The 20,299-nt window shown below is 71.8% G+C and carries 21 protein-coding genes; 7 read left to right on the top strand and 14 right to left on the bottom strand.

Annotation, left to right across the window (positions count from 1 at the left end; translation table 11 throughout):
* Positions 1-5: 5 nt before the first annotated feature.
* From OG403_RS14955 to OG403_RS14945, 3 genes are all read right to left on the bottom strand, one after another.
* On the bottom strand, positions 6-362 hold the full coding sequence (locus OG403_RS14955; RefSeq protein ID WP_329564741.1) for a hypothetical protein: 357 nt from the start codon (positions 360-362) through the stop codon (positions 6-8).
* Positions 359-1,924 carry a HAMP domain-containing sensor histidine kinase gene (locus tag OG403_RS14950; RefSeq protein WP_329564740.1) on the bottom strand — a complete coding sequence of 522 codons (1,566 nt, stop codon included), beginning with the start codon at positions 1,922-1,924 and terminating at the stop codon, positions 359-361. Before OG403_RS14950 ends, OG403_RS14955 begins: the two co-directional genes overlap by 4 nt.
* A gap of 79 nt (positions 1,925-2,003) precedes the next feature.
* A complete protein-coding gene (locus OG403_RS14945) occupies positions 2,004-2,681 on the bottom strand; it encodes a response regulator transcription factor (protein WP_280726464.1) in 678 nt (225 codons plus the stop codon).
* 243 nt (positions 2,682-2,924) lie between these two features.
* Between OG403_RS14945 and OG403_RS14940 the strand changes: the two genes are divergently transcribed.
* The 3 genes from OG403_RS14940 to OG403_RS14930 all read left to right on the top strand — a co-directional run bounded on the left by OG403_RS14940 (position 2,925) and on the right by OG403_RS14930 (position 5,102).
* Entirely contained in the window at positions 2,925-3,782 is an 858-nt protein-coding gene (locus tag OG403_RS14940) for a SigE family RNA polymerase sigma factor (RefSeq protein ID WP_442910916.1), read from the top strand.
* A 286-nt stretch (positions 3,783-4,068) separates the two neighbouring features.
* Positions 4,069-4,914, top strand: a complete 846-nt coding sequence (locus OG403_RS14935; RefSeq protein WP_329564739.1) for a helix-turn-helix domain-containing protein — start codon at positions 4,069-4,071, stop codon at positions 4,912-4,914.
* A complete protein-coding gene (locus OG403_RS14930; protein ID WP_329564738.1) occupies positions 4,890-5,102 on the top strand; it encodes a DUF397 domain-containing protein in 213 nt (70 codons plus the stop codon). The genes OG403_RS14935 and OG403_RS14930 overlap by 25 nt, the downstream gene beginning before the upstream one ends.
* An 85-nt stretch (positions 5,103-5,187) precedes the next feature.
* Here the strand turns inward: OG403_RS14930 and OG403_RS14925 are convergent, their stop codons facing one another.
* Together OG403_RS14925 and OG403_RS14920 are read right to left on the bottom strand one after the other, a co-directional pair.
* Positions 5,188-5,418, bottom strand: coding sequence for a hypothetical protein (locus tag OG403_RS14925; RefSeq protein WP_329564737.1), 231 nt, complete (start codon positions 5,416-5,418; stop codon positions 5,188-5,190).
* Between the two features lie 143 nt (positions 5,419-5,561).
* Entirely contained in the window at positions 5,562-6,530 is a 969-nt protein-coding gene (locus OG403_RS14920) for an AraC family transcriptional regulator (protein WP_329564736.1), read from the bottom strand.
* A 151-nt stretch (positions 6,531-6,681) separates the two neighbouring features.
* Here OG403_RS14920 and OG403_RS14915 point away from each other — a divergent pair, with 151 nt between their 5' ends.
* A complete protein-coding gene (locus tag OG403_RS14915) occupies positions 6,682-7,668 on the top strand; it encodes a zinc-dependent alcohol dehydrogenase family protein (protein ID WP_329564735.1) in 987 nt (328 codons plus the stop codon).
* A gap of 21 nt (positions 7,669-7,689) precedes the next feature.
* Here OG403_RS14915 and OG403_RS14910 read toward each other — a convergent pair whose 3' ends face one another.
* From OG403_RS14910 to OG403_RS14885, 6 genes are all read right to left on the bottom strand, one after another.
* Complete coding sequence (locus OG403_RS14910; RefSeq protein WP_329564734.1) at positions 7,690-8,337, bottom strand: ATP-binding protein; 648 nt, start codon at positions 8,335-8,337, stop codon at positions 7,690-7,692.
* A gap of 200 nt (positions 8,338-8,537) precedes the next feature.
* Positions 8,538-9,440, bottom strand: a complete 903-nt coding sequence (locus OG403_RS14905; protein WP_329564733.1) for an aldehyde dehydrogenase family protein — start codon at positions 9,438-9,440, stop codon at positions 8,538-8,540.
* Positions 9,433-10,929 carry an aldehyde dehydrogenase family protein gene (locus OG403_RS14900; RefSeq protein ID WP_329564732.1) on the bottom strand — a complete coding sequence of 499 codons (1,497 nt, stop codon included), beginning with the start codon at positions 10,927-10,929 and terminating at the stop codon, positions 9,433-9,435. The genes OG403_RS14905 and OG403_RS14900 overlap by 8 nt, the downstream gene beginning before the upstream one ends.
* 6 nt (positions 10,930-10,935) lie before the next feature.
* Entirely contained in the window at positions 10,936-11,922 is a 987-nt protein-coding gene (gene deoC / locus OG403_RS14895; RefSeq protein WP_329564731.1) for a deoxyribose-phosphate aldolase, read from the bottom strand.
* Between the two features lie 159 nt (positions 11,923-12,081).
* Positions 12,082-12,531: a DUF3237 domain-containing protein gene (locus OG403_RS14890; protein WP_329564730.1), complete on the bottom strand. Its 450-nt coding sequence runs from the start codon at positions 12,529-12,531 to the stop codon at positions 12,082-12,084.
* Positions 12,528-13,694 carry a flavin-dependent oxidoreductase gene (locus OG403_RS14885; RefSeq protein WP_329564729.1) on the bottom strand — a complete coding sequence of 389 codons (1,167 nt, stop codon included), beginning with the start codon at positions 13,692-13,694 and terminating at the stop codon, positions 12,528-12,530. The genes OG403_RS14890 and OG403_RS14885 overlap by 4 nt, the downstream gene beginning before the upstream one ends.
* A gap of 71 nt (positions 13,695-13,765) precedes the next feature.
* Here OG403_RS14885 and OG403_RS14880 point away from each other — a divergent pair, with 71 nt between their 5' ends.
* A complete protein-coding gene (locus OG403_RS14880; protein ID WP_329564728.1) occupies positions 13,766-14,269 on the top strand; it encodes a MarR family winged helix-turn-helix transcriptional regulator in 504 nt (167 codons plus the stop codon).
* A gap of 39 nt (positions 14,270-14,308) precedes the next feature.
* Here the strand turns inward: OG403_RS14880 and OG403_RS14875 are convergent, their stop codons facing one another.
* Positions 14,309-15,025 carry an N-acyl homoserine lactonase family protein gene (locus OG403_RS14875; RefSeq protein WP_329564727.1) on the bottom strand — a complete coding sequence of 239 codons (717 nt, stop codon included), beginning with the start codon at positions 15,023-15,025 and terminating at the stop codon, positions 14,309-14,311.
* Between the two features lie 186 nt (positions 15,026-15,211).
* On the opposite strand from OG403_RS14875, the gene OG403_RS14870 reads away from it, so the two are divergent.
* The gene (locus OG403_RS14870; protein ID WP_329564726.1) at positions 15,212-15,520 is read left to right on the top strand and encodes a hypothetical protein; all 309 of its coding nucleotides are present in this window, start codon (positions 15,212-15,214) and stop codon (positions 15,518-15,520) included.
* 55 nt (positions 15,521-15,575) lie between these two features.
* On the opposite strand, the gene OG403_RS14865 is transcribed toward OG403_RS14870, so the two are convergent.
* Positions 15,576-17,375, bottom strand: coding sequence for a carbohydrate-binding module family 20 domain-containing protein (locus tag OG403_RS14865; protein WP_329564725.1), 1,800 nt, complete (start codon positions 17,373-17,375; stop codon positions 15,576-15,578).
* Positions 17,376-17,814: 439 nt separating this feature from the next.
* Here OG403_RS14865 and OG403_RS14860 point away from each other — a divergent pair, with 439 nt between their 5' ends.
* On the top strand, positions 17,815-18,498 hold the full coding sequence (locus tag OG403_RS14860; protein WP_329564724.1) for a PH domain-containing protein: 684 nt from the start codon (positions 17,815-17,817) through the stop codon (positions 18,496-18,498).
* Between the two features lie 116 nt (positions 18,499-18,614).
* On the opposite strand, the gene OG403_RS14855 is transcribed toward OG403_RS14860, so the two are convergent.
* A complete protein-coding gene (locus tag OG403_RS14855) occupies positions 18,615-20,297 on the bottom strand; it encodes a phospho-sugar mutase (protein ID WP_329564723.1) in 1,683 nt (560 codons plus the stop codon).
* Between the last annotated feature and the right edge of the window lie 2 nt (positions 20,298-20,299).

Raw genomic sequence — 20,299 nt, 5'->3', positions numbered from 1 at the left:
CGGGCTCATGGGCAGGAGAGGTTCCCGCCCGTGCCCGGTGTCGGTGTGGGTGTGGGCTGCGCGTTGAACGGGCTGCTGGGTGACGGTGCGGCGGCCATCGGCGAGGGCGCGCCGGTGGGTTGGGGGGCCGGGGTCCTGGACGCGCCGTTCGCCGGGTAGGTGACCGCGGGGCTCGGGGTGGCCATGGCGGCCGGCGGGTGCACCGGGCTCGGGCAGGCGGTCCGGCTGGCGGGCGCGCCCGCGTCGACCGGGACGGCCGTGGGCCGGATACCGCAGCCGCTGGCCAGCGCGGCGGTGGCCACGCCGACCGCCAGCGCCATTGCCCATCTGGACCAGATGCCGCTGTTCGTCGTCCGGTTCACTGCTGCGACCTCCGCTCGGTGGACTCCCCCGAGCCGCCCGGCGGGCCGCCCGCCACGCCGTCCCGGGTCGGTGGTCGCAGCGGCAGCCGCAGGGTGAAGACCGCGCCGCCGCCGTCCGGCGCGTTGGCGGCGGTGATGGTGCCGCCGTGGATCTGCGCGTTGGCCATCGCGATGGAGAGCCCGAGCCCGCTGCCCTCGGAGCGGGCCCGCCCCTTGTCGGCCTTGAAGAACCGGTCGAAGACGTGCGGCAGCACGTCCTCGGGGATGCCGGGCCCGCTGTCGCAGACCTCGACCACCACCTCGCCCGCCCCGGTCGGTCCGGTGCCCTGGCTGACCTTGACCCGCACCGGCGAGCCGCCGTGCTTGAGCGCGTTGCCGATCAGGTTGGCGAAGACCACGTCGAGCCGGCGCGGGTCGACCACGGCCAGCACCCCGCGCGGGGCGTCCACCTCGACCGCGTCGTACCAGGCCCGGCCGTCGATGCAGGACATGATCAGGTCGGCGATGTCCATCTCGTCGGCGACCAGCTTGGCGGTGCCGGCGTCGAACCGGGTCACCTCCATCAGGTTCTCCACCAGGTCGGAGAGCCGGCGGGTCTCGCTGACCACCAGCCGCACGGCCGGCTCGATCATCGGGTCCAGCGACTCGGCCTCGTCCTCCAGGATGTCGGTGACCGCCGTCATCGCGGTCAGCGGCGTGCGCAGCTCGTGCGACATGTCGGCGACGAACCGGCGGCTCTGCGCCTCCCGGGCGCTCAACTCCTCGACCTGCTCGGCCAGTGCCTCGGCGGTGCGGTTGAACGTCCTTGCCAAATCAGCCAGTTCGTCCGCGCCGCTGACCTCCAGCCGGGTGTCCAGCTTGCCCTCGCCCAACCGCCTCGCGGCATCGCCGAGTTTGCGGACCGGCCGGAGCACGGTGGCGGACGCGGCCTGGGCCAGCAGGGTGGCCGCGATCAGCGCGAGCGCCGTCGCCACCGCCAACGACCAGCCCAGGGTGTCCAGATCGGCCCGCTCGTTGTCCAGCGACTTGAACATGTAGGCGGTCAGGTTGGTCTGCACCACCCGGGTGCCGCCGACCACGTACGGCGTGCCGTTGATGTTCACCCGCTGCCAGTACAGGTGGTACTCCCACGGGTTGCCGGCGCCGACCGTGCGTGGCTTCGGCACGGCGGCCAGCAGCGCGTGCGGCACCTGGGCCACCGTGAACTGCGGGTCGGAGGTGGCCACGCAGTCGGGCTGGCTGCTGTCCACCACCACGACGTTGTAGGTCAGGCCGGAGTTGGCCACGTTGCCGGCCAACTGGTTGAGCGCCGCGCAGCTCGCGCCGGCCGGCAGGTCGGAGACGTTGCGGCTGAGCGAGGAGCGGAAGAGGGTCAGGCTGCTGTTCTGGGCACGTTTGAGCACCGCGTCGCGGTTCAGCCAGTAGGCGATACCGGAGGCGGAGACGGCGGCGGTCAGCGCGACCACGGCGAACACCGCGGCCAGCCGGACCCGCAGCGAACTCAGTCGCAGCCGCCGCCACAGCTTGCGGGCGAAGCGGCGGCCGTTCTGATGGTCAGTCACGTGTCGGGTCAGCCATTCGGTGTCAGGGCAGGCGGCGGCGCGGGAGCCGCGCGGCGCGCGGGTGCGCTACGCGGGTGCGCTAGGCGGGCGGGTCCAGACGATAGCCCACCCCTCGCACGGTACGGATCAGGGTGGGGGCCGAGGGGACGTCCTCGACCTTGGCCCGCAGCCGCTGCACGCAGGCGTCCACCAGCCGCGAATCGCCCAGGTAGTCGTGCTCCCAGACCAGGCGCAGCAGCTGCTGGCGGGAGAGCGCCTGGCCGGGCCGACGGCTCAGTTCGAGCAGCAGGCGCAGCTCGGTGGGGGTCAGCTGGAGGTCCTCGCCGTCCTTGGTGACGGTCATCGCCGAGCGGTCGATCACCACCGAGCCGTAGGCCGAGGAGTCCGAGCTCTCCCGCTCGCCGCGGCGCAGCACGGCGCGGATCCGGGCGTCCAGCACCCGGGGCTGCACCGGCTTGACCACGTAGTCGTCGGCGCCGGACTCCAGACCGACGACCACGTCGATGTCGTCCGAGCGCGCGGTCAGCAGGATGATCGGCAACTGGTCGGTGCGCCGGATCCGGCGGCAGACCTCGAAGCCGTCGATTCCGGGCAGCATCACGTCGAGAACGATCAGGTCCGGACGTTGTTCCTTGAAGAGCCGAAGGCCGTCCTCTCCGGACGCTGCGGCGGCCACGCGGTGGCCCTGGCGGGTGAGGGCGAGTTCGAGGCCGGTCCGGATGGCGTCGTCGTCCTCGATCAGTAGGAGGAAAGGCACCTGGTCATTCTGGCTCACCGGATGTACCGCCGGGAACCGCCCGGGCCAGGACGGGCGTCGCAGCTGGTGAGTGGCGCCGCGGGACGAAGGTCCCGCCCCTTGTGACACCGCTGTGACAGTCGCCGGACACCGCCATGACGGGCGCCGGGCAGGATTTTCCTTGTCGCCGCAACGAACCGGAACACCACCGGGACGCCGCGGCGGCGCCGAAAGAACCCGCTCGTACCGACCATGGGGGCAGCAATGACCGCAACGCTTGAGACCCGGGGCATCTGGGATGCGCACAACCCGGCAGTCCGCGGCGTTCGGCCGGCGACGAAGGTCCGGGTCGAGCACTGCACGGGGGCTCGCCGGGTGGGCGGCGGGAGCAGGACGCAGGGCGTGCCGGTGGCGTTCGGGGGAACGCACACCGGGACCCAGGCGGTGAACGGGGGCGGTCTCGCCGCGGTCGGCTCGGGGGAGCCGACGGACGGCCGCACCACGGGCGCCACCCTCTACCGGCTCGCGTCGGTCGAGGAGAGTGCCCCGCAGGGCGAGCAGGGAGGCGTGCAGGGGGAGCCCTCGACCGCCGAGGTGGACCACCTGACGGAGTTCACCGCGTATGTGCGCGAGCGCCGCGCCTCCCTGTACGCCACTGCCTACCACCTGACCGGTGACCGCTTCGAGGCCGAGGACCTGCTGCAGAGCGCGCTCTTCAGCACCTACCGCGCCTGGGGCCGGATCACCGACAAGGCGGCGGTCGGCGGCTACCTGCGCCGCACCATGACCAACCTGCACATCTCGGCCTGGCGCCGGCGCAAGCTCAACGAGTACCCGACCGAGGAGCTCCCGGAGACGGTCGGCGACACCGACGCGATGGGCGGCACCGAACTGCGCGCCGTCCTGTGGCAGGCGCTCGCCAAGCTCCCGGAGAACCAGCGCACCATGCTGGTGCTGCGCTACTACGAGGGCCGCACCGACCCGGAGATCGCCGACATCCTGAACATCAGCGTCGGCACCGTCAAGAGCAGCATCTGGCGCGCCCTGCGCCGGCTGCGCGACGACGAGCAGCTCAACCGCAACGGCGACACCGCCTTCGCCTTCGGCGAGTTGGTCGCGTAACGGACTGTGTGACAAGGACTCCCGTCGGGGGACGGGTGGGGAAGCGGAGCGGTCGCGGGCTCGGGGGAGCCGCGGCGGCAGGGAAGCCGCCTCCTCTCGCAAGGAACAGTCGGGCCCGGCCTCTGGGGAGAGGATGCCGGGCCCGACTGCTTGCGTGAAGCAGGTAACTGACTTCCTACGCAAGCGAAGAGTGAATTCTCACGATCTGCGCATGGACCATGACACTGCGCGGCTACCATCCCGAACGGGGAGCCTCCAAGCGGGCTCGCACAGACGAGGAGGGGCCGTGCCGGCACCGAAAGAACTCGATCCCAAAGCGTCCCTCGCGGCGTATCTCGGCGTGCGGGTGCGCCGGTTGCGCGAGGGTATGGGGCTGACGCAGAAGCAGCTCGGGCAGATGGTGTTCGTCTCGCACAACCGGATCGCGCAGATCGAGCTGGCGACGGACCCGCCGGGGCGGGAGCTGATCAGGCTGCTGGACGCGGCGTTGCAGGCGGACAGCGCCCTCACGGACCTCTGGGAGCACATCAACAATCCGAAGTACGACCACTATGCGAAGACGTTCCTGTACCGGCAGGCTGTAGCCACGATGATCCAGGAGTACTCCCTGGTCATCCCGGGCCTGTTGCAGACTGAGGCGTACATGCGGGCGATCTTCGCCGAGTCCGATGGCCTGTTGGGCGACGTGACCGCAGAGGAGAAGTTCGCAGCCCGCCTTGCTCGACAGCAGATCCTGCAAGACGAGAATGCACCGTGGTACCGGATGACGCTGCACGAGTCCGCTCTCTATCTGCCCGTTGGTGGTACCAAGGTGATGTACGGGCAGCTGGCACACCTGCTGGAGGTTGGCCAGCGGCGGAACATTGACCTTCAAGTGGTCCCGCATCGCGGCTTGCCGCTGTCGGCCGTGAACGGGTCGTTCTGCCTGCTCACGATGCCGGACGGCTCGAGGTCGGCCTACAGTGAGGGAATCAACATCGGCCAGTTCTTCGAACAGCCGGAGGACGTCACCCGATTGACGGTCATCTACGATCGGGTGCAGGCTGCCGCGCTCGACCCGGAGATGTCGGCCGCCTTCATCCGGAACGTGATGGAGGATCGGTACACGTGGGAACTCCCGCCCCTGGCCTGACCAACGCGGTTTGGCGCAAGGCCAGTTACAGCACCGGAGGGTCGAACAACTGCGTCGAGGTCGCCGACGGGTTCTCTGGCGTCACCCCCGTGCGCGACTCCAAGGACCCGTCCGGCCCGGCACTCGTCTTCCCCGCCGCCTCCTTCGCCGCCTTCGTCGCCGACCTCAAGTCCGGCCGCCTGAGGTAGCTCTGCCGGGCTCTGCTGCTCGCGTGCGATCAGAGATCAAGGAGGCTGCGGAGGTCGATCTCGACGGGGAAGGGAAGTTCGGTCTTCAGCTCCCCGACATGGCGCCCACCTGCGGGAGTTGGGGCATAGACGCTGGTCTCGCGGTCAAGCCAGAATTGTCGTAGACGATGACGTCGGGCCTGGGCGGGTTGTACTGGTCGATGAGGACGTGCGACCCCGAACGCACCGCGTAAGGTGCTCGCCGGGCAGTCCACAGCGCGAAGTGCAGCTCGTCGCGCACGGTGTCGTGCCAGAGGCTGGTCGTGCTTCGTGGCACGATCCCCCCATCCACGAGGTCGAAGTCGCAGGGCAGGTCCAAGTCCTTGACCTCGTCATACGTCCATCGCTGACCGGGGGGACGGATCCAGGCGGCCACCAAGGCCTCCTTGCGTTGCGGTGCCGACAGCTTCGTGATCCAACCTATCCCTCGGCCGCCACCGCCGAACCGTTCCGCCACCCCGCGCCCTTCCCCTGCGCCCGGTACCGCCCCGGGGAGAGCCCGTACTCCCGCTTGAAGGCCTTGGCGAAGGCGAACTCGCTCACGTACCCCGCCTGTTGGGCCACCGTACGCAGCGGCGCGTCGGACTCGCGCAGCAGGCGTCCCGCCGTGGTCATCCGCCACCAGGTGAGGTATCCGAGCGGTGGGCGGCCGACCAGGGTGGTGAAGCGGCGGGCGAAGGCGGCGCGGGAGAGGCCGGCGCGGGTGCCGAGTTCCTCGACGGTCCAGGGGTGGGCCGGGTCCTGGTGGATCTCCTGGAGGGCGGTGGTGACCACCGGGTCGCCGAGGGCGGCGGCCCAGCCGGTGGTGGCCACGCACGCGCACTCCTCCAGCCAGGCGCGCAGGATGTAGAGCAGCAGGGTGTCGAGCAGTGCGGGCACGGCGGCGTCGGCGCCGAGGCGGTGGTCGGTCAGCTCCGCGCCGAGCAGTTCGACCAGGGAGCGCAGGCCGGGGTGGCGGCCGACCCGGGCGGGCAGGTGGAGCACGTCGGGCAGGGCGGCGAGCAGCGGGTGCGGGCGGGCCTGGTTGAGCTGGTAGGCGCCGCAGAGGATGGCGGTCACCTCGGCGCCGGGTGGGCCGCTGGTCGGCTCGTACCGCTGGGCGGGCAGCAGGCGGCCGTCGGTGAGCTCCACGTCGACCAGTTCGGTCTCCAGCGAGTCCGCCATCCCGTACCCCCGGCCGCGCGGCAGCAGCACCACGTCGCCGACGCCCAGCCTGATCGGCGCCGCGTCCTCGGGCGGCAGCAGCCAGCAGGAGCCGCTCAGCACGATGTGGAAGCCGGTGCCGGGGGCGGGCGGGAAGCGCAGGCCCCAGGGGGCGAACTTGCGGGTCTGGCCCGAGTGCGGCCGTCCGGTGCGCATCGCGGTGATCGCGTCGCTGAGCACGTCCATGGCGGGAGCGTAACGCTCGGGGAGACGATCGGACAGGAAAACGAGACTGTGTGGCATGGGCCGTCTCGGTCAGGCGCTCCTACGGTGGAGACACGTCAGCGAGCTGACGGAAAGTCACCTGATGAGCTTCTCCTGATGGGGGATTTCCACCATGGCCAAGGCAGTGGTGTTCGATGAGATCGGCGGCCCCGAGGTGCTGCGGATCGTGGAACTGGAGCTCGGCGACCCGGCACCCGACCAGGTGCTGGTGCGGGTCGAGGCGCTCGGGCTGAACCGGGCGGAGGCGCTGTTCCGGGCCGGCAGCTACTTCTACCAGCCGCAGCTGCCCGCTTCCCGGCTCGGCTACGAGGCCACCGGTGTGGTGGAGGCGATCGGTGCGGCGGTCACCGGCTTTGCCGTCGGCGACCTGGTCAGCACCGCCGCGCTGGGGCACCTGAGCACTCACGGCGCCTACGGGGACCGGCTGCTGGTCCCCGAGGGCCACCTGGTCCACCGCCCCGGCGGGCTCGACGCGGTGACCGGCGTGGCCGTCTGGCTCTCGTACAGCACCGCGTACGGCGCGCTGGTGGAGAAGGGCGGGCTGCGGCCCGGGGACACGGTGCTGATCACGGCGGCGTCCAGCAGCGTGGGCGTGGCGGCGATCCAGGTGGCCAACCACCTGGGGGCGATTCCGGTGGCGGTCACCAGGACGGCGAAGAAGCGCGAGCAGTTGCTGAAGCTCGGTGCCGCGCACGTGATCGTGCTGGACGAGGAGGACCTGCCGGCCCGGGTCGGCGAGATCACCGGAGGCAAGGGGGCCGAGCTGGTCTTCGACGCGGTGGCCGGACCCGAGCTGGCCACCGTCGCACAGGCGGTGGCCCCGGGCGGCCTGCTGATCGTCTACGGCTGGCTGGACATGCGTCCGGCCACGCTGCCGATGAACTGGAGCCTGCGGATCCTGGGTTACAGCAACCTGGACGTCATCGAGGACCTGGCCGTGCGGCGGCGGGCTTGGCACTTCCTCGACGCCGGACTGCGCGCGGGGACGCTGGCACCGGCGGTGGACCGCACCTTCGACCTGAGCGAGATCGTCGAGGCGCACCGGTACCTGGAGTCCAACGGGCAGGTGGGCAAGGTGGTGGTGACGGTCACCCACTGAGGACGGACCCAGCCGGGGGTGTCAGACGCCCGCCGCGACCCGCCCGCCCTGCCGCACCACCGCGCGCACCCGGGCCGCCGCCTCGTCGCCCGCGCAGGCGTCGGCGCCGAGTTCCACCTGCCGCGCCACGATCCCGTGCTCGGCGCGCATCAGGCGCCAGCCGCGCCGCACCAGGTACGGGACGGCCTTGCGGCCCTCGCGCACGTCTCGGCGGAACCGGCGCCAGGCCGTGGTCAGCGGGCGGTTGCGCAGGCAGAGGGCGGCGCCGAGCAGGCCTTCGGCCTCGCAGGCGGCGATCAGTTCGGCGGCGAAGATGCCCTCGGCGATGAACGCGGGGGCGCCGGCCAGCTCCAGGGTGTGCGAGCCGGTCCGGGAGCAGGTGGGGATCGAGTAGACCGGGACCTCGGCCCGCCCGGTCTCCACCAGCTGCCGGATCGCCTCCAGCGCCTGTGCGCCGTGCCAGGAGAGCGGCGAGTCCCAGTCGGTGCCGGAGCCGTCGGGCAGCAGCGGCAGGGTCGGGTCGTCGCCGTCCTTGTAGAAGTCGTCGAGCTGCAGCACCGGCAGCGCCAGACGATCGGCCAGCGAGGACTTCCCCGATCCCGAGGGCCCGGAGAGCAGCACCACGCGGGCACGGGTGGTCAGGACGGGGTTCAACGGCGAGTCACTCACGAGACACCAGTCTGACGCATCGGGCGCCGTGCTCGGAACCCGCCGTCATGGGGGGAAAAGGAAAAGGAAGCGGAAAACGGAGGACGGGCCCGCGCCAGGGGGGGGGAGGCGCGGACCCGTCGATGGCGCGTCCGGGCCCCTGGGGGGAGAGGGGCACTGGGGACGGCCAGTCCTGGGTGGGTGGTCCGGCGGAGCCGGGGCTACTGGCCCATCGGGTGCCAGACCGTCTTGGTCTCCAGGAAGGAGAGCAGCCGGCCGGTGCCCGGGGCACTGGTCCAGTCCTGCGCCGACGGATCGACCGCCGGGCGCAGCACCCGCTTCAATGTATCGGCCGCGGCCGCCTCCAGGACAGCCGCCGCGCCCGGCCCGTCGGCGGCGATCGCGCCGGTCAGGTCGAGGGCGTTGACGTCCTGGTGCGAGGCCAGCGTCGGCGCGAGGTCGGCGGTGCGGCCGGAGATGATGTTCACCACGCCGCCGGGCACGTCCGAGGTGGCGAGCACCTCGCCCAGCGACAGGGCCGGCAGCGGGGCGTCGGCCGCCGCGGCGACCACGACGGTGTTGCCGGTGGCGATCGCCGGGGCGATCACCGAGACCAGGCCGAGGAACGAGTGCCCGTAGCCGGCCTGCGGGGCCACGATGCCCACCACACCGGTCGGCTCCGGCACCGAGAGGTTGAAGTACGGCCCGGCCACCGGGTTCGCGGCGCCCGCGATCTGCGCCACCTTGTCGGTCCAGCCCGCGTACCAGACCCAGCGGTCGATCGCCTGGTCCACCAGCGCGGCGGCCTTCTTGGCGCCCAGGCCCTCGGCCGCGGCCACCTCGGCGGCGAACTGCTCGCGCCGCCCCTGCAGCATCTCGGCCACCCGGTAGAGCACCTGGCCGCGGTTGTACGCGGTGGTCCCGGCCCAGCCCTTGACCGCCGCGCGGGCGGCGAGCACGGCGTCGCGGGTGTCCTTGCGGGTCCCGAGCGGCGCGTTGGCCAGCCACTGGCCCTTACTGTCGGTCACCTCGTACACCCGTCCGCTCTCGGAGCGCGGGAACTTCCCGCCGACGAACAGCTTGTAGGTCTTGAAGACGTCAAGACGCGTGGCGATATCAGACATCGAGGTAGGCCTCCAGACCGTGGCGGCCACCCTCGCGGCCGTAACCCGACTCCTTGTAGCCGCCGAACGGCGAGGTCGGGTCGAACTTGTTGAAGGTGTTGGCCCACACCACGCCGGCCTTGAGCCGGTCCGCCATCCAGAGGATGCGCGAGCCCTTCTCCGTCCAGATCCCGGCGGAGAGGCCGAACGGCGTGTTGTTGGCCTTCGCCACCGCCTCGTCCGGGGTTCGGAAGCTCAGCACCGAGAGCACCGGGCCGAAGATCTCCTCCTGGGCGATCCGGTGCGCCTGGGTCACGCCGGTGAAGATGGTCGGCCGGAACCAGTAGCCGGCGGACGGCAGTTCGCAGGCCGGGGACCAGCGCTCGGCGCCCTCGGCCTCGCCGGCCGCGGTCAGTTCGGTGATCCGGGCCAGCTGGGCGGCCGAGTTGATCGCGCCGATGTCGGTGTTCTTGTCCAGCGGGTCGCCCACCCGCAGGGTGGCCATCCGGCGCTTGAGCGCCTCCAGCAGCTCGTCCTGGATCGACTCCTGGACCAGCAGGCGCGAGCCCGCGCAGCAGACGTGGCCCTGGTTGAAGAAGATGCCGTTGACGATGCCCTCGACCGCCTGGTCGATCGGCGCGTCGTCGAAGACGATGTTGGCGGCCTTGCCGCCCAGCTCCAGCGACAGCTTCTTGCGGCTGCCGGCCAGCTGCCGGGCGATCGAGCGGCCGACGTTGGTCGAGCCGGTGAAGGCGACCTTGTTGACGTCCGGGTGCGCGGTGAGCGCGGCGCCGGTGCGGCCGTCACCGGTGACGATGTTGACCACGCCCTTGGGCAGACCGGCCTGGCGGCAGATCTCGGCGAACCGCAGCGCGGTCAGCGGGGTGGTCTCGGCCGGCTTGAGGACGACCGTGTTGCCGGTGGCCAGCGCCGGGGCGATCTTCCAGGCGAGCATCATCAGCGGGAAGTTCCACGGGATGACCTGGGCGGCCACACCCACCGGGCGCGGGTTCGGGCCGAAGCCGGCGCAGTCCAGCTTGTCGGCCCAGCCGGCGTAGTAGAAGAACCACGCGGCGACCATCGGCAGGTCGAAGTCGCGGGTCTCCTTGATCGGCTTGCCGTTGTCGATCGACTCCAGCACGGCCAGCTCGCGCGAGCGCTCCTGGACGATCCGGGCGATCCGGTACAGGTACTTGGCGCGCTCGCTGCCGGGCAGCTCGGACCAGCCGCCGAAGGCCTTGCGGGCCGCCTTGACCGCGCGGTCCACGTCCTCCTCGGTGCCCTGGGCGAACTCGGCCAGCACCTGCTCGGTGGCCGGGTTGACCGTCTTCAGCGCCTCGCTGCCGCTGGAGTCGACGAAGTCGCCGCCGATGAAGTGGCCGTAGGAGGTGGCGATGTCGCCGGCCGCCGCGGGGGACTCGGGGGCGGGGGCGTAGTCGAAGAGGCCGCCCTTGGGCGTTGCTGCCACGGTGGCCGCCACGGGCTCCTGGGTCTTCTTGTTCTTGGCCATCGGGTTTCAGTCCACCGTCACGTAGTCGGGACCGGAGTACCGGCCGGTGCTGAGCTTCTGACGCTGCATCAGCAGATCGTTGAGCAGGCTGGAGGCGCCGAAGCGGAACCAGTGCGGGGTCAGCCAGTCGTCGCCCAACGTCTCGTTGACCATCACCAGGTACTTCATCGCGTCCTTGGTGGTCTTGATACCGCCGGCCGGCTTCACGCCGACCTGCACGCCGGTGGCGGCCTTGAAGTCGCGCACCGCCTCCAGCATCAGCAGGGTCACCGGGGGCGTGGCGTTGACGGTGACCTTGCCGGTCGAGGTCTTGATGAAGTCCGCGCCGGCCAGCATGGCCAGCCAGGAGGCGCGGCGCACGTTGTCGTAGGTCTGCAGTTCGCCGGTCTCGAAGATCACCTTGAGGTGGGCCGAGGTCCCGTCGGGCCGCTCGCAGGCCTGCTTGACGGCGGTGATCTCGTTGAAGACGTCCAGGTACCGGCCGGACAGGAAGGCGCCGCGATCGATCACCATGTCGATCTCGTCCGCCCCGGCGGCCACCGCGTCGGCGGTGTCCGCGAGCTTCACCGGCAGCGCGGCGCGCCCGGCGGGGAAGGCGGTGGCGACCGAGGCCACCTGGATCCCGGTGCCCGCGAGGGCCGCCTTCGCGGTGGCGACCATGTCCGGATAGACGCAGATCGCGGCGACCTGCGGGGCGGACGGATCGCTCGGGTCGGGGTGCTTCCCCTTCGCGCACAGGGCGCGCACCTTGCCGACCGTGTCCGCGCCTTCCAGCGTGGTCAGGTCGATCATCGAGATGGCGAGGTCGATCGCGAAGGCCTTGGCCGTCGTCTTGATCGACCGCGTACCGAGGGAGGCGGCGCGGGCTTCGAGGCCGACGGCGTCGACGCCGGGCAGGCCGTGCAGGAAGCGGCGGAGCGAGGCCTCGGAAGCGGCGACGTCGCTCAGGCCGCCGCCCGCGGCGCCGGGGGCGTTGGCTGCAACAGTGGACATAGTCACCAGAGCAGCATATCTACGCGCGTAGCCGAAGGCCAGGGGGCCCCGCGTTCGATGCGGGACCGAGATCCGGGATTCCGGGGCGGCGTGGCCGTGAGCTGTTCGCCGCCTCGGCCGACGGACAGCCGGTGAGTTCCGGGAAACGTGGCGGCCCGACTACTCGAGGGTGTACGCCTCGTAGCGGACGGCCTCGGCGGTGCGGGCGGCCGAGGCCACGGCCAGGGTGCGGTTCAGCCACCGGTAGCGCTCGTCCCCGGTCTCGAAGCGGCAGAAGAGCCGGAAGTAGTACTCGGCAGGGTCCACCGCCTCTCCGGCGGCCAACCTCCGGAGGACCTCGGGTGAGCCGTGGCGTACGCCGCTGGTGGAGAGGTAGAGATGCGCGCCGTCGTGAGTGCGCAGCGTGGAGCGGGTGTCGATGCTGGCCGTGCCGTCGGGGTGCAGCACCTGCCAGTCCGCGCCGCCCGGCAGGATCACCCCGGACAGCCGCGGTCCCTCGAACGTCCCGCCGACGATGTTGATCACCCGGCGGCGACCCCAGTGCGAGTCGCCGAGGTCGAGGACCGGATCCAGCCGCACCTCGAAGACGGCGAGGCTCTCCAGGTTCACCGCACGCTCCACGACGCGCGCTCGTTGAGCAGGGTCGGGTCGAAGCCCGCGGTGCGCTTGTACGAAGCGGCGATCTCCGTACGCTCCGCGAGCGGGACGACCTGTTCGATGTCCTCGAAGCCACCGGGAGCCCGCTCGTGGGCGAGCCTCATGACGACCTCGGGCCCTTGGCGCCGGTTGGCGAGTTGGAGCGCGGTGGTGGCGGGTCGGCGGATTTCCTCGTAGCCGGCGGCGGAGCCGGTCGTGGCGAGCGAGTGGGCGAGCACCCGGGCGTCGATGATCGCCTGGGACGCTCCGTTGGAGCCGACGGGGTACATGGCGTGCGCGGCGTCGCCCAGCAGGACGACGTCGTCCCTGGTCCAGTACGGCAGGGGCTCGCGGTCCACCATCGGGTACTCGAAGGCCGCCTCGGCTCCCGCGATGAGCCCCGGCACGTCCAGCCAGTCGAACCTCCAGTCGGCGAAGTGCGCTACGACCGTGGCCAGATCGGTGGGGCGGTTCCAGTTGCCGCGCTTGGGCGGTTCGCCGTCCAGCGGCCGTTCGGCGACCCAGTTGATCAGCGGCCCTTCCCCGATCGGGTAGGCGACGAACTTCTGCGCTCCGTCCCCGGCCATGATCATGGACCGGCCGGTCAGGAACGGCTCGCCATAGGTCGTGCCCCGCCACAGCATGAGCCCGTTCCACGTCGGTGCCCCTTCGCCGGGGAAGAGCGCGGCCCTGACGGCCGAGTGGATCCCGTCGGCGCCGACGAGCAGGTCGGAGTCGTGGCGCAGGCCGGTGATCCGGCTCCCGGTCCGGACGGCCTGCGCGCCGAGGCGCTCGCGGACGGCGTCCAGCAGCAGCATTTGCAGCCTGCCCCGGTGCACCGAGTACTGCGGCCACCGGTAGCCGGCGCCGAGCCCGCGCGGTTCGGACCAGATCAGCTGCCCGTGCTGGTTGAAGTAGGCCAGCTCGGCGGTGGGGACACCGATCGCGGCCAGCCGGTCGGCCAGGCCGAGCTCGGTCAACTCTCTCACCGCGTGCGGGAGGAGGTTGATCCCGACGCCGAGCGGACGGATCTCCCGGGCCGCCTCGTGTACGACGACGTCGTCGAATCCGGCCGCATGCAGGCTGAGCGCGGTGGCGAGCCCGCCGATACCGCCTCCTGCGATGGTGATCCGCACAGCACCCTCCCGCGAAGATTGTTATGGCCGTAACAATCTCCCACCGGGCCGCCATGCGCAAGACTCTGTGCGTGGACCGACCTGATCTCAGATACGCCGCCTATGCGCGCGACCGGCTGGCGGGCATGCCGTCGCCGGCCGACCCGGAGGCATTCGCGCTCGCCTACCACCTGCTCCACCTGTCCTACCTGGTCGTCGCCGACCTGGAGAGCCACATCCACCGCCCGCGCGGCTGGACGCTCCCCGGCTTCCGGCTGATGTTCAAGCTCTGGCTGCTGGGCCCCACCCAGCCCGCCCGGCTCGCCGAGATCTCGGCGATGTCCCGCTCGGCGGTCACCAACGCCATCAACACCCTGGAACGGGACGGCCTGGTCGAACGCCGGCCGCTGCCCGACGACCGGCGCGCGGTCGCCGCCGGCCTCACCGCTGCGGGCGAGAACGCCGTCCGGGAGGCGTTCGCCGAGCAGACCCGCCGCGAGCAGCAGTGGTTCGCCACACTCGACGCCGAGGAGCGGGCCACCCTCACCGAGTTGCTCACCCGGGTCCTGGCCGCGCGCCCCGAGGACGCCGACTAGGGCCTGTGCGGTCGAGATGACCAGCGGCGGCCCGGTCGCTCAGCAGTCCCCGTCCGCCGCCGGGGTCCACACCGAGGCGTCGTGGGCGAAGAGCACCCGGCGTGGATCGAACGCGGCCAGCCGGTCCAGCCAGGCGGGATAGTCGGGCAGCGGTTCGGCCACGCCCTCGTGCCGTGCCCGGCGGGCCAGCTGGTCGCTCGCGAAGTGGGAGGCGAAGTCGCGGGCCTGGCCGGCCAGTACCACGGTGCCGTCGGGGCGGCGGACGGCCAGGGACTGGTGCCCCGCGGTGTGCCCCGGGGTGGGCAGGATCCACAGGCCGGGCCAGAGTTCGGTCTCGCCGGTCAGCTCGCGGTAGTCGGCGCCGGGGAAGTCGACGAGGTGCTCGAAGGTGTGGCCGCCGGCCCGGGCGGCGGCCAGCTCGGTGCGCTGCACCAGGATCGGCCGACCGGGCAGCAGCGGGTTGCCGCCGCAGTGGTCGAAGTGCAGATGGCAGTTGACCACCGCGGTCACCTCGGCGGGCGTGACCCCGGCGGCGGCCAGTGCGGCGGGCAGCGGGCGCCGGCGGGGCCGGTAGTGCGCCTCGGTCCCGGGGTCGCCGGTGCCGATGCCGGTGTCGAAGAGCAGCAGTCCCCGCGGGTGTCGGACCAGGTAGCCGAGCACCGGCTCCACCCGGGGGTAGCCGTCCTCGGTCTCGCTGCCGGGGCGGACGAAGGAGCCGAGGTCGAGGCGGCGGACGGCGGTGGCCTGAGGGGTCATCAGATCAGTATGCGAGGACCGGTCCTGGCACTCCATATGAGGTGGACATGCAGGAAATAAGGGGCCCAGGTCGGACAGTGGTCGGGGAAATCCCAGATTTCCCGCAGAACCTTCACGTTGCCTGGTAGAGCGCCGCGTTACGCGGGTAGCGTCCCCGCAGGGGAGGGAGAGCGGGGAGGTGACGCGGTGTTCGAGTCGGAACGGTGGCCGCTGGTCTGGATCGGGTTCCTGTTGATGGCGGTGAGCGTGCGGCTGGCGGCCACGGTGTACGGCCATCGGCATCGCCGGCTGCGCGGTGCCCGGCGGCGCAGCTATCTGGAGTGGCTGCCGGGGCTGGCCGGGCTGATCGTGGTGGCCGGTGAGGCGCCCCGGGTGCTGCGGGCGGGTGGCGCGGTGCTGACGGTGGCCGACGACCTCGCGGGGGTGGCCGGCGCGGCGGTGTGCGGACTGCTGCTCTACGGCGGCGCGGTGGTGGCCCGCCGGCTGCGCGGCTGAGCGCCGGCCGCCACGAGGGCGGACCGGCGCTCAACTGGTGCTGACGGCAGGGTGGTTACTGCTGCCAGGTGTCGTTCAGCGTGCCGCCCGAGGAACCGCTGGCGGCGCTGTGGTTGGCGCCGTTCTCCCAGGTCACGTTCCCGGAGCTGTCCTTGATCAGGTACTTGTACTGGAAGGACGTGTTCGCCGGCAGGCTCAACGTGCCGCCCCACACTGGGTAGTTGGCCGAGGAGAGCGGGATCGCCGCGCTCGGGTTCCAGTTGCCGAGGGCCGGGATCGAGCCGACCAGGTAGACGCTCTGGCCCCAACTCGTGGTCTCGGTCTCGTTGAAGGTCTCGCTGACCGTCCCGCTGCTGCCGGCGGTCGGGTAGAGCGCCACCGCGTCACCGGGGTTGACCGTCACGGTGGCCTGGCCGGTGGCGTCCACCGTGACCGTCGGGCCGGTGCAGCCGCCGCCGGCCACCGGGTCGCCGTGGATGACGTCGCAGTAGCTGCCGCCCGGCAGGCCGGTCTCGAAGGTCTGGGTCACCGCGCTGCTGCCGTTGTTGATCGAGATCCAGCCGCCGTTGCCGCGGCTGAAGGCGATCGCGTTGCCGCCGTTGTCCCACCAGTTGGCCACCGGCTTGCCCTGGGTGGCGTTGTGCCAGCCGACCATGTTGGCGATGCCCTGGTTGCGGTCGGTGCAGGTCCAGGCGCCGCTGGTGCACTCGGTCGCGGTGACGTAGCCGTTGGCGTCGGCCGGCGGGGACTGGTCGCTGGTGCTGAAGGTGAAGCCGGAGTAGACCTGCGGGGTGCCGTAGCCCCAGGCCAGTTCGAAGAGCGTGGCCAGCGTGTACTTGCTGCCGTCCTGGTAGCTGAGGGTCTGGCCGCTGCGCTCGGTGTCGTGGTTGGTCACCATCACCGAGGACAGGTTGCTCGGCTCGATGCCCCAACTCTGCCCGAAGGTCTTGAGGTTGGCGATGCTGCCGTTGAACTGGCTCTTCAGGTCGTAGGCGTAGGTGAACTCGATCACGCTGCCGTTGCCCTCGAAGGCGGAGGGGGCCAGCTGGCCGGTGCTGCCGGGTATCACCTCCTGGTAGACGTACGGCCGGGAGTTGGTCCAGGTGGTGTTGTTGACCCGGCTGAGGATGTTGGCCATGTCGGCCTGCGCGATGTGCTTGGCGGCGTCCATCCGGAAGCCGTCGACGCCGTAGCCGACCAGCTTGTTGAGGTAGCCGGCCAGCTTGGCGCGGACGTCGTCCTTCTCGGTGTAGAGGTCGGAGAGCGAGGAGAGGTCGCACTCCTGCACCTGCTGGACGTTGTTCCAGTCGCTGATGCTCATGTCCGCGTTGGGGCAGGGCGGCGAGAAGTGGAAGTCCGAGCTGTCGTACGGGACGTTGTTGTACGTGAAGGTGGCGGGGTTGAAGCTCGCGCCGCCGTACGAGTCGGTGCTGGTCTGGTTGGCACCGGCGGTGTGGTTGAGCACCGCGTCGGCGTAGACCTTGACGCCGGCGTTGTGGCAGGTGGTGACCATCTGGGCGAACTGGGCCTCGGTGCCCATCCGGCTGTTCAGGTCGTAGGCGACCGGCTGGTAGACGTCCCACCAGGCGTGGGTGCTGCCCGCCAGGCGGATCGAGTCCTCGGGCGGGGCGACCTCGACGGCGCCGTAGCCCTTGGGCCCGAGCACCGTGGTGCACTCGTTGGCCACCGAGGGCCAGTTCCACTCGAAGAGGTTGGCGATCACGTCGCCGCCGTCTGGGTTCGTGGCGGCGTGCGCCGTGCCCTGCAGGGTGAGCGGCAGCAGGGCGCCGGCCACCAGGGCGGCCGCGGCGAAGGCGGCGGGGCGGCTGGTCCGGTCTCGTCGGAGCAGTCTCATGGGGAGGACTCCCGGGGGGTGGGCCGTCCCGCCGAGGACCGGCGGCGCAGGTTCGCGGGGCTGCGCCGGGCGGGGGTGGGGCTCGGCGGGCGGCGGGTACCGATGGGCGGGAGCGGGGCGCCGGACGGCTGGCAGGGCCGTCGGGGTGCACCGCGCGCTAGACCATCCCGCCCGGGCGCGGGCGGCGTCAAGAGTCCAGCAAGGAATTGCTGAAACTTTCGGCAAATCGTTGCTGAATGGCGCTGGGCCAGTGATCGGCGGGTGGCCGACCGGTGATCGGTGCGGTGATCGGCCGGTGATCCGCCCGGTGATCGACCACCGGAGGCCGGTGATCGGCCGGCTCCCGGTGCGGCGGGCAGTGCGGCGACCTCGGGTTGCGGCCTAAAAGTGACGTTTGTGACTGACGGTCCGCAAGGGTCGATGGGGCAGAATCGACCCCATGACCGATTCCGCCGGCACGCCCCCCCACCGGGGCTCTGCCACCCCCGCCGCCGGGCCGAAGTACGCCGACCACGTCTTCCGCTCGTCCTCCGCCGTCGTCTGCGGCGTACTGCTGCTCGCGATCGCCGGGTGGCTGATTGTCGACGCCATGGTGAGCAGCAGCGGCAAGACCCCGTGGGTCGCGCTGGCCTGTGCGCCGTTGTTCGCCTTCCCGGTGATCGCCTACACCCTGCGGCCGTCCGTCGCGGCCGGCCAGGACCGGCTGCTGGTCCGCAACCCGCTGCGCACCATCGTGGTGCCGTGGGCCGAGGTCGAGGCGCTGCGCGCGGGCTTCTCGGCCGAGGTGCTGGCCGGCGGCAAGACCTACCAGATGTGGGCGGTGCCGGTCTCGCTGCGCCAGCGCAACAAGGCGAACCGCTACGCGTCCCGGGCCGCCGTCACCGAGAGCCCGCGCAGGCCGAGGTTCGGCAGCCTGCCCAAGCCGCCGCGCGTCTCGGTGCCGGGCGCGCCGGACTCGAACCGGGCCTGGTCGGACCAGGTGATGGACGTGCTGCGCGAGCAGGCCAAGACCAACGCGGTGCGTCCGACCGCGAAGGGCGAGGTCAAGGTCGACTGGTGCTGGTGGGTGATCGCGCCGACGCTGGTCGGGCTGGTGGCACTGGTTGCGCTGATCGCCGCCTGAGACCTGAGAGCTGAGGCCGCAGGCCTGAGGCCCGCACGCCAGGGGCCCGCACGCCAGGGGCCCGCGACGGGTTCCGAACCGGTCGCGGGCCCCTGGCGTACGCGCGCTGCGGGAGGTCAGATCCCGGCAGCCGCCGCCAGGTCCCGCTTGAGCGCCGCCAGCAGCTCGGTGGCCCGCACCCGGGTCTCGGGCAGCTCGCCGGCCGAGGCGACCGGCAGCACGACCTCCAGGTAGCACTTCAGCTTCGGCTCGGTCCCGGACGGCCGGACCACGATCCGCGCCGAGCGCACCGGCTGCCCGGCCAGGTAGTAGCGCAGGCCGTCGGTCGGCGGCAGCTCGGCCGAGCCGGCCGACAGGTCGTCCGCCCGCTCGACCAGCAGTCCGGCCAGCTCGGTGGGCGGCTGCTCGCGCAGCCGGCGCATCGCGTCGGCGATCAGCGACAGGTCCTCGACCCGGGCCGAGAGCTGGTCGGTGGCGTGCAGGCCGTGGGTCAGCGCCAGCTCGTCCAGCAGGTCGGTCAGGGTGCGCCCGGTGAGCTTGAGCCCGGCGGCCAGCTCGGCGATCAGCAGGGCGGCGCTGATGCCGTCCTTGTCCCGCACGCCCTCGGGGTCGACGCAGTAGCCCAGCGCCTCCTCGTAGCCGTAGCGCAGGCCCTCGGTGCGGGAGAGCCACTTGAAGCCGGTCAGCGTCTCCTCGTAGGCCAGCCCGGCGCTCTCGGCGATCCGGCCGAGCAGGGTGGCCGAGACGATGGTGGTGGCGAAGGTGCCGCGCGCGCCCTTGGCGACCAGCGCCGCACCCAGCAGCGCGCCGACCTCGTCACCGCGCAGCATCCGCCATCCGGCCGCCGCGGTGGCGTCCGGCACGGCCACCGCGCAGCGGTCCGCGTCCGGGTCGTTGGCGATCACCAGGTCGGGGGTGTGCTCGGCGGCGGTCCGGAAGGCCAGGTCCATCGCGCCCGGCTCCTCCGGGTTGGGGAACGCGACGGTGGGGAACTCCGGGTCCGGCTCGGCCTGCTCGGCGACCACGGTCGGGGCGGGGAAGCCGGCCTGCTTGAAGGCGGCCAGCAGGGTGTCGCGGCCCACCCCGTGCATCGGGGTGTAGACCACGTCCAACCCGCGCGGGCCGGCCGGGTCGACCACGGTGACGGCGCGGGCCAGGTAGGCGTCCAGCACGTCCTCGCCGAGCACCTGCCAGCCCTCGGCAGCCAGCGGCACGTCGTGCAGCGAGGCCACCGCGTCGATCTCGGCGGCGATCTCGGCGTCGGCCGGCGGCACGATCTGCGAGCCGTCGCCCAGGTAGACCTTGTAGCCGTTGTCGCGCGGCGGGTTGTGGCTGGCCGTCACCATCACGCCGGCCGCCGCGCCCAGGTGGCGGATCGCGAAGGCGAGCACCGGGGTGGGCAGCGGGCTCGGCAGCAGCGCGGCGCGCAGGCCCGCGCCGACCATCACGGCGGCGGTGTCGCGCGCGAAGTCGTAGGACTTGTGCCGGGCGTCGTAGCCGACCACCACCAGGTCGCCGGCCCCGGCCGCGCGGACGTGGGCGGCCAGGCCGGCGGCGGCCCGGATCACGACGGCGCGGTTCATCCGCATCGGGCCCGCGCCCAGCTCACCGCGCAGGCCCGCGGTGCCGAACTGCAGCCGGTCGGCGAACCGCTCGGCCAGCTCGGCCAGCGCGCTCGCCTCGCCCTGCTCGGCGGTGGCCAGCAGCGCGGCCAACTCCTCGCGGGTCTCGGCGTCGGGGTCCTCGGTCAGCCACTGGTGGGCGCGGGCGAGGAGGTCGGTGGTGCTTTCCTGGGCCATGG

The sequence above is a fragment of the Kitasatospora sp. NBC_01266 genome (genome assembly GCF_036242395.1).
Classification (GTDB): Bacteria; Actinomycetota; Actinomycetes; order Streptomycetales; family Streptomycetaceae; genus Kitasatospora.
This window is presented reverse-complemented; position numbering and strand designations above follow the sequence as displayed.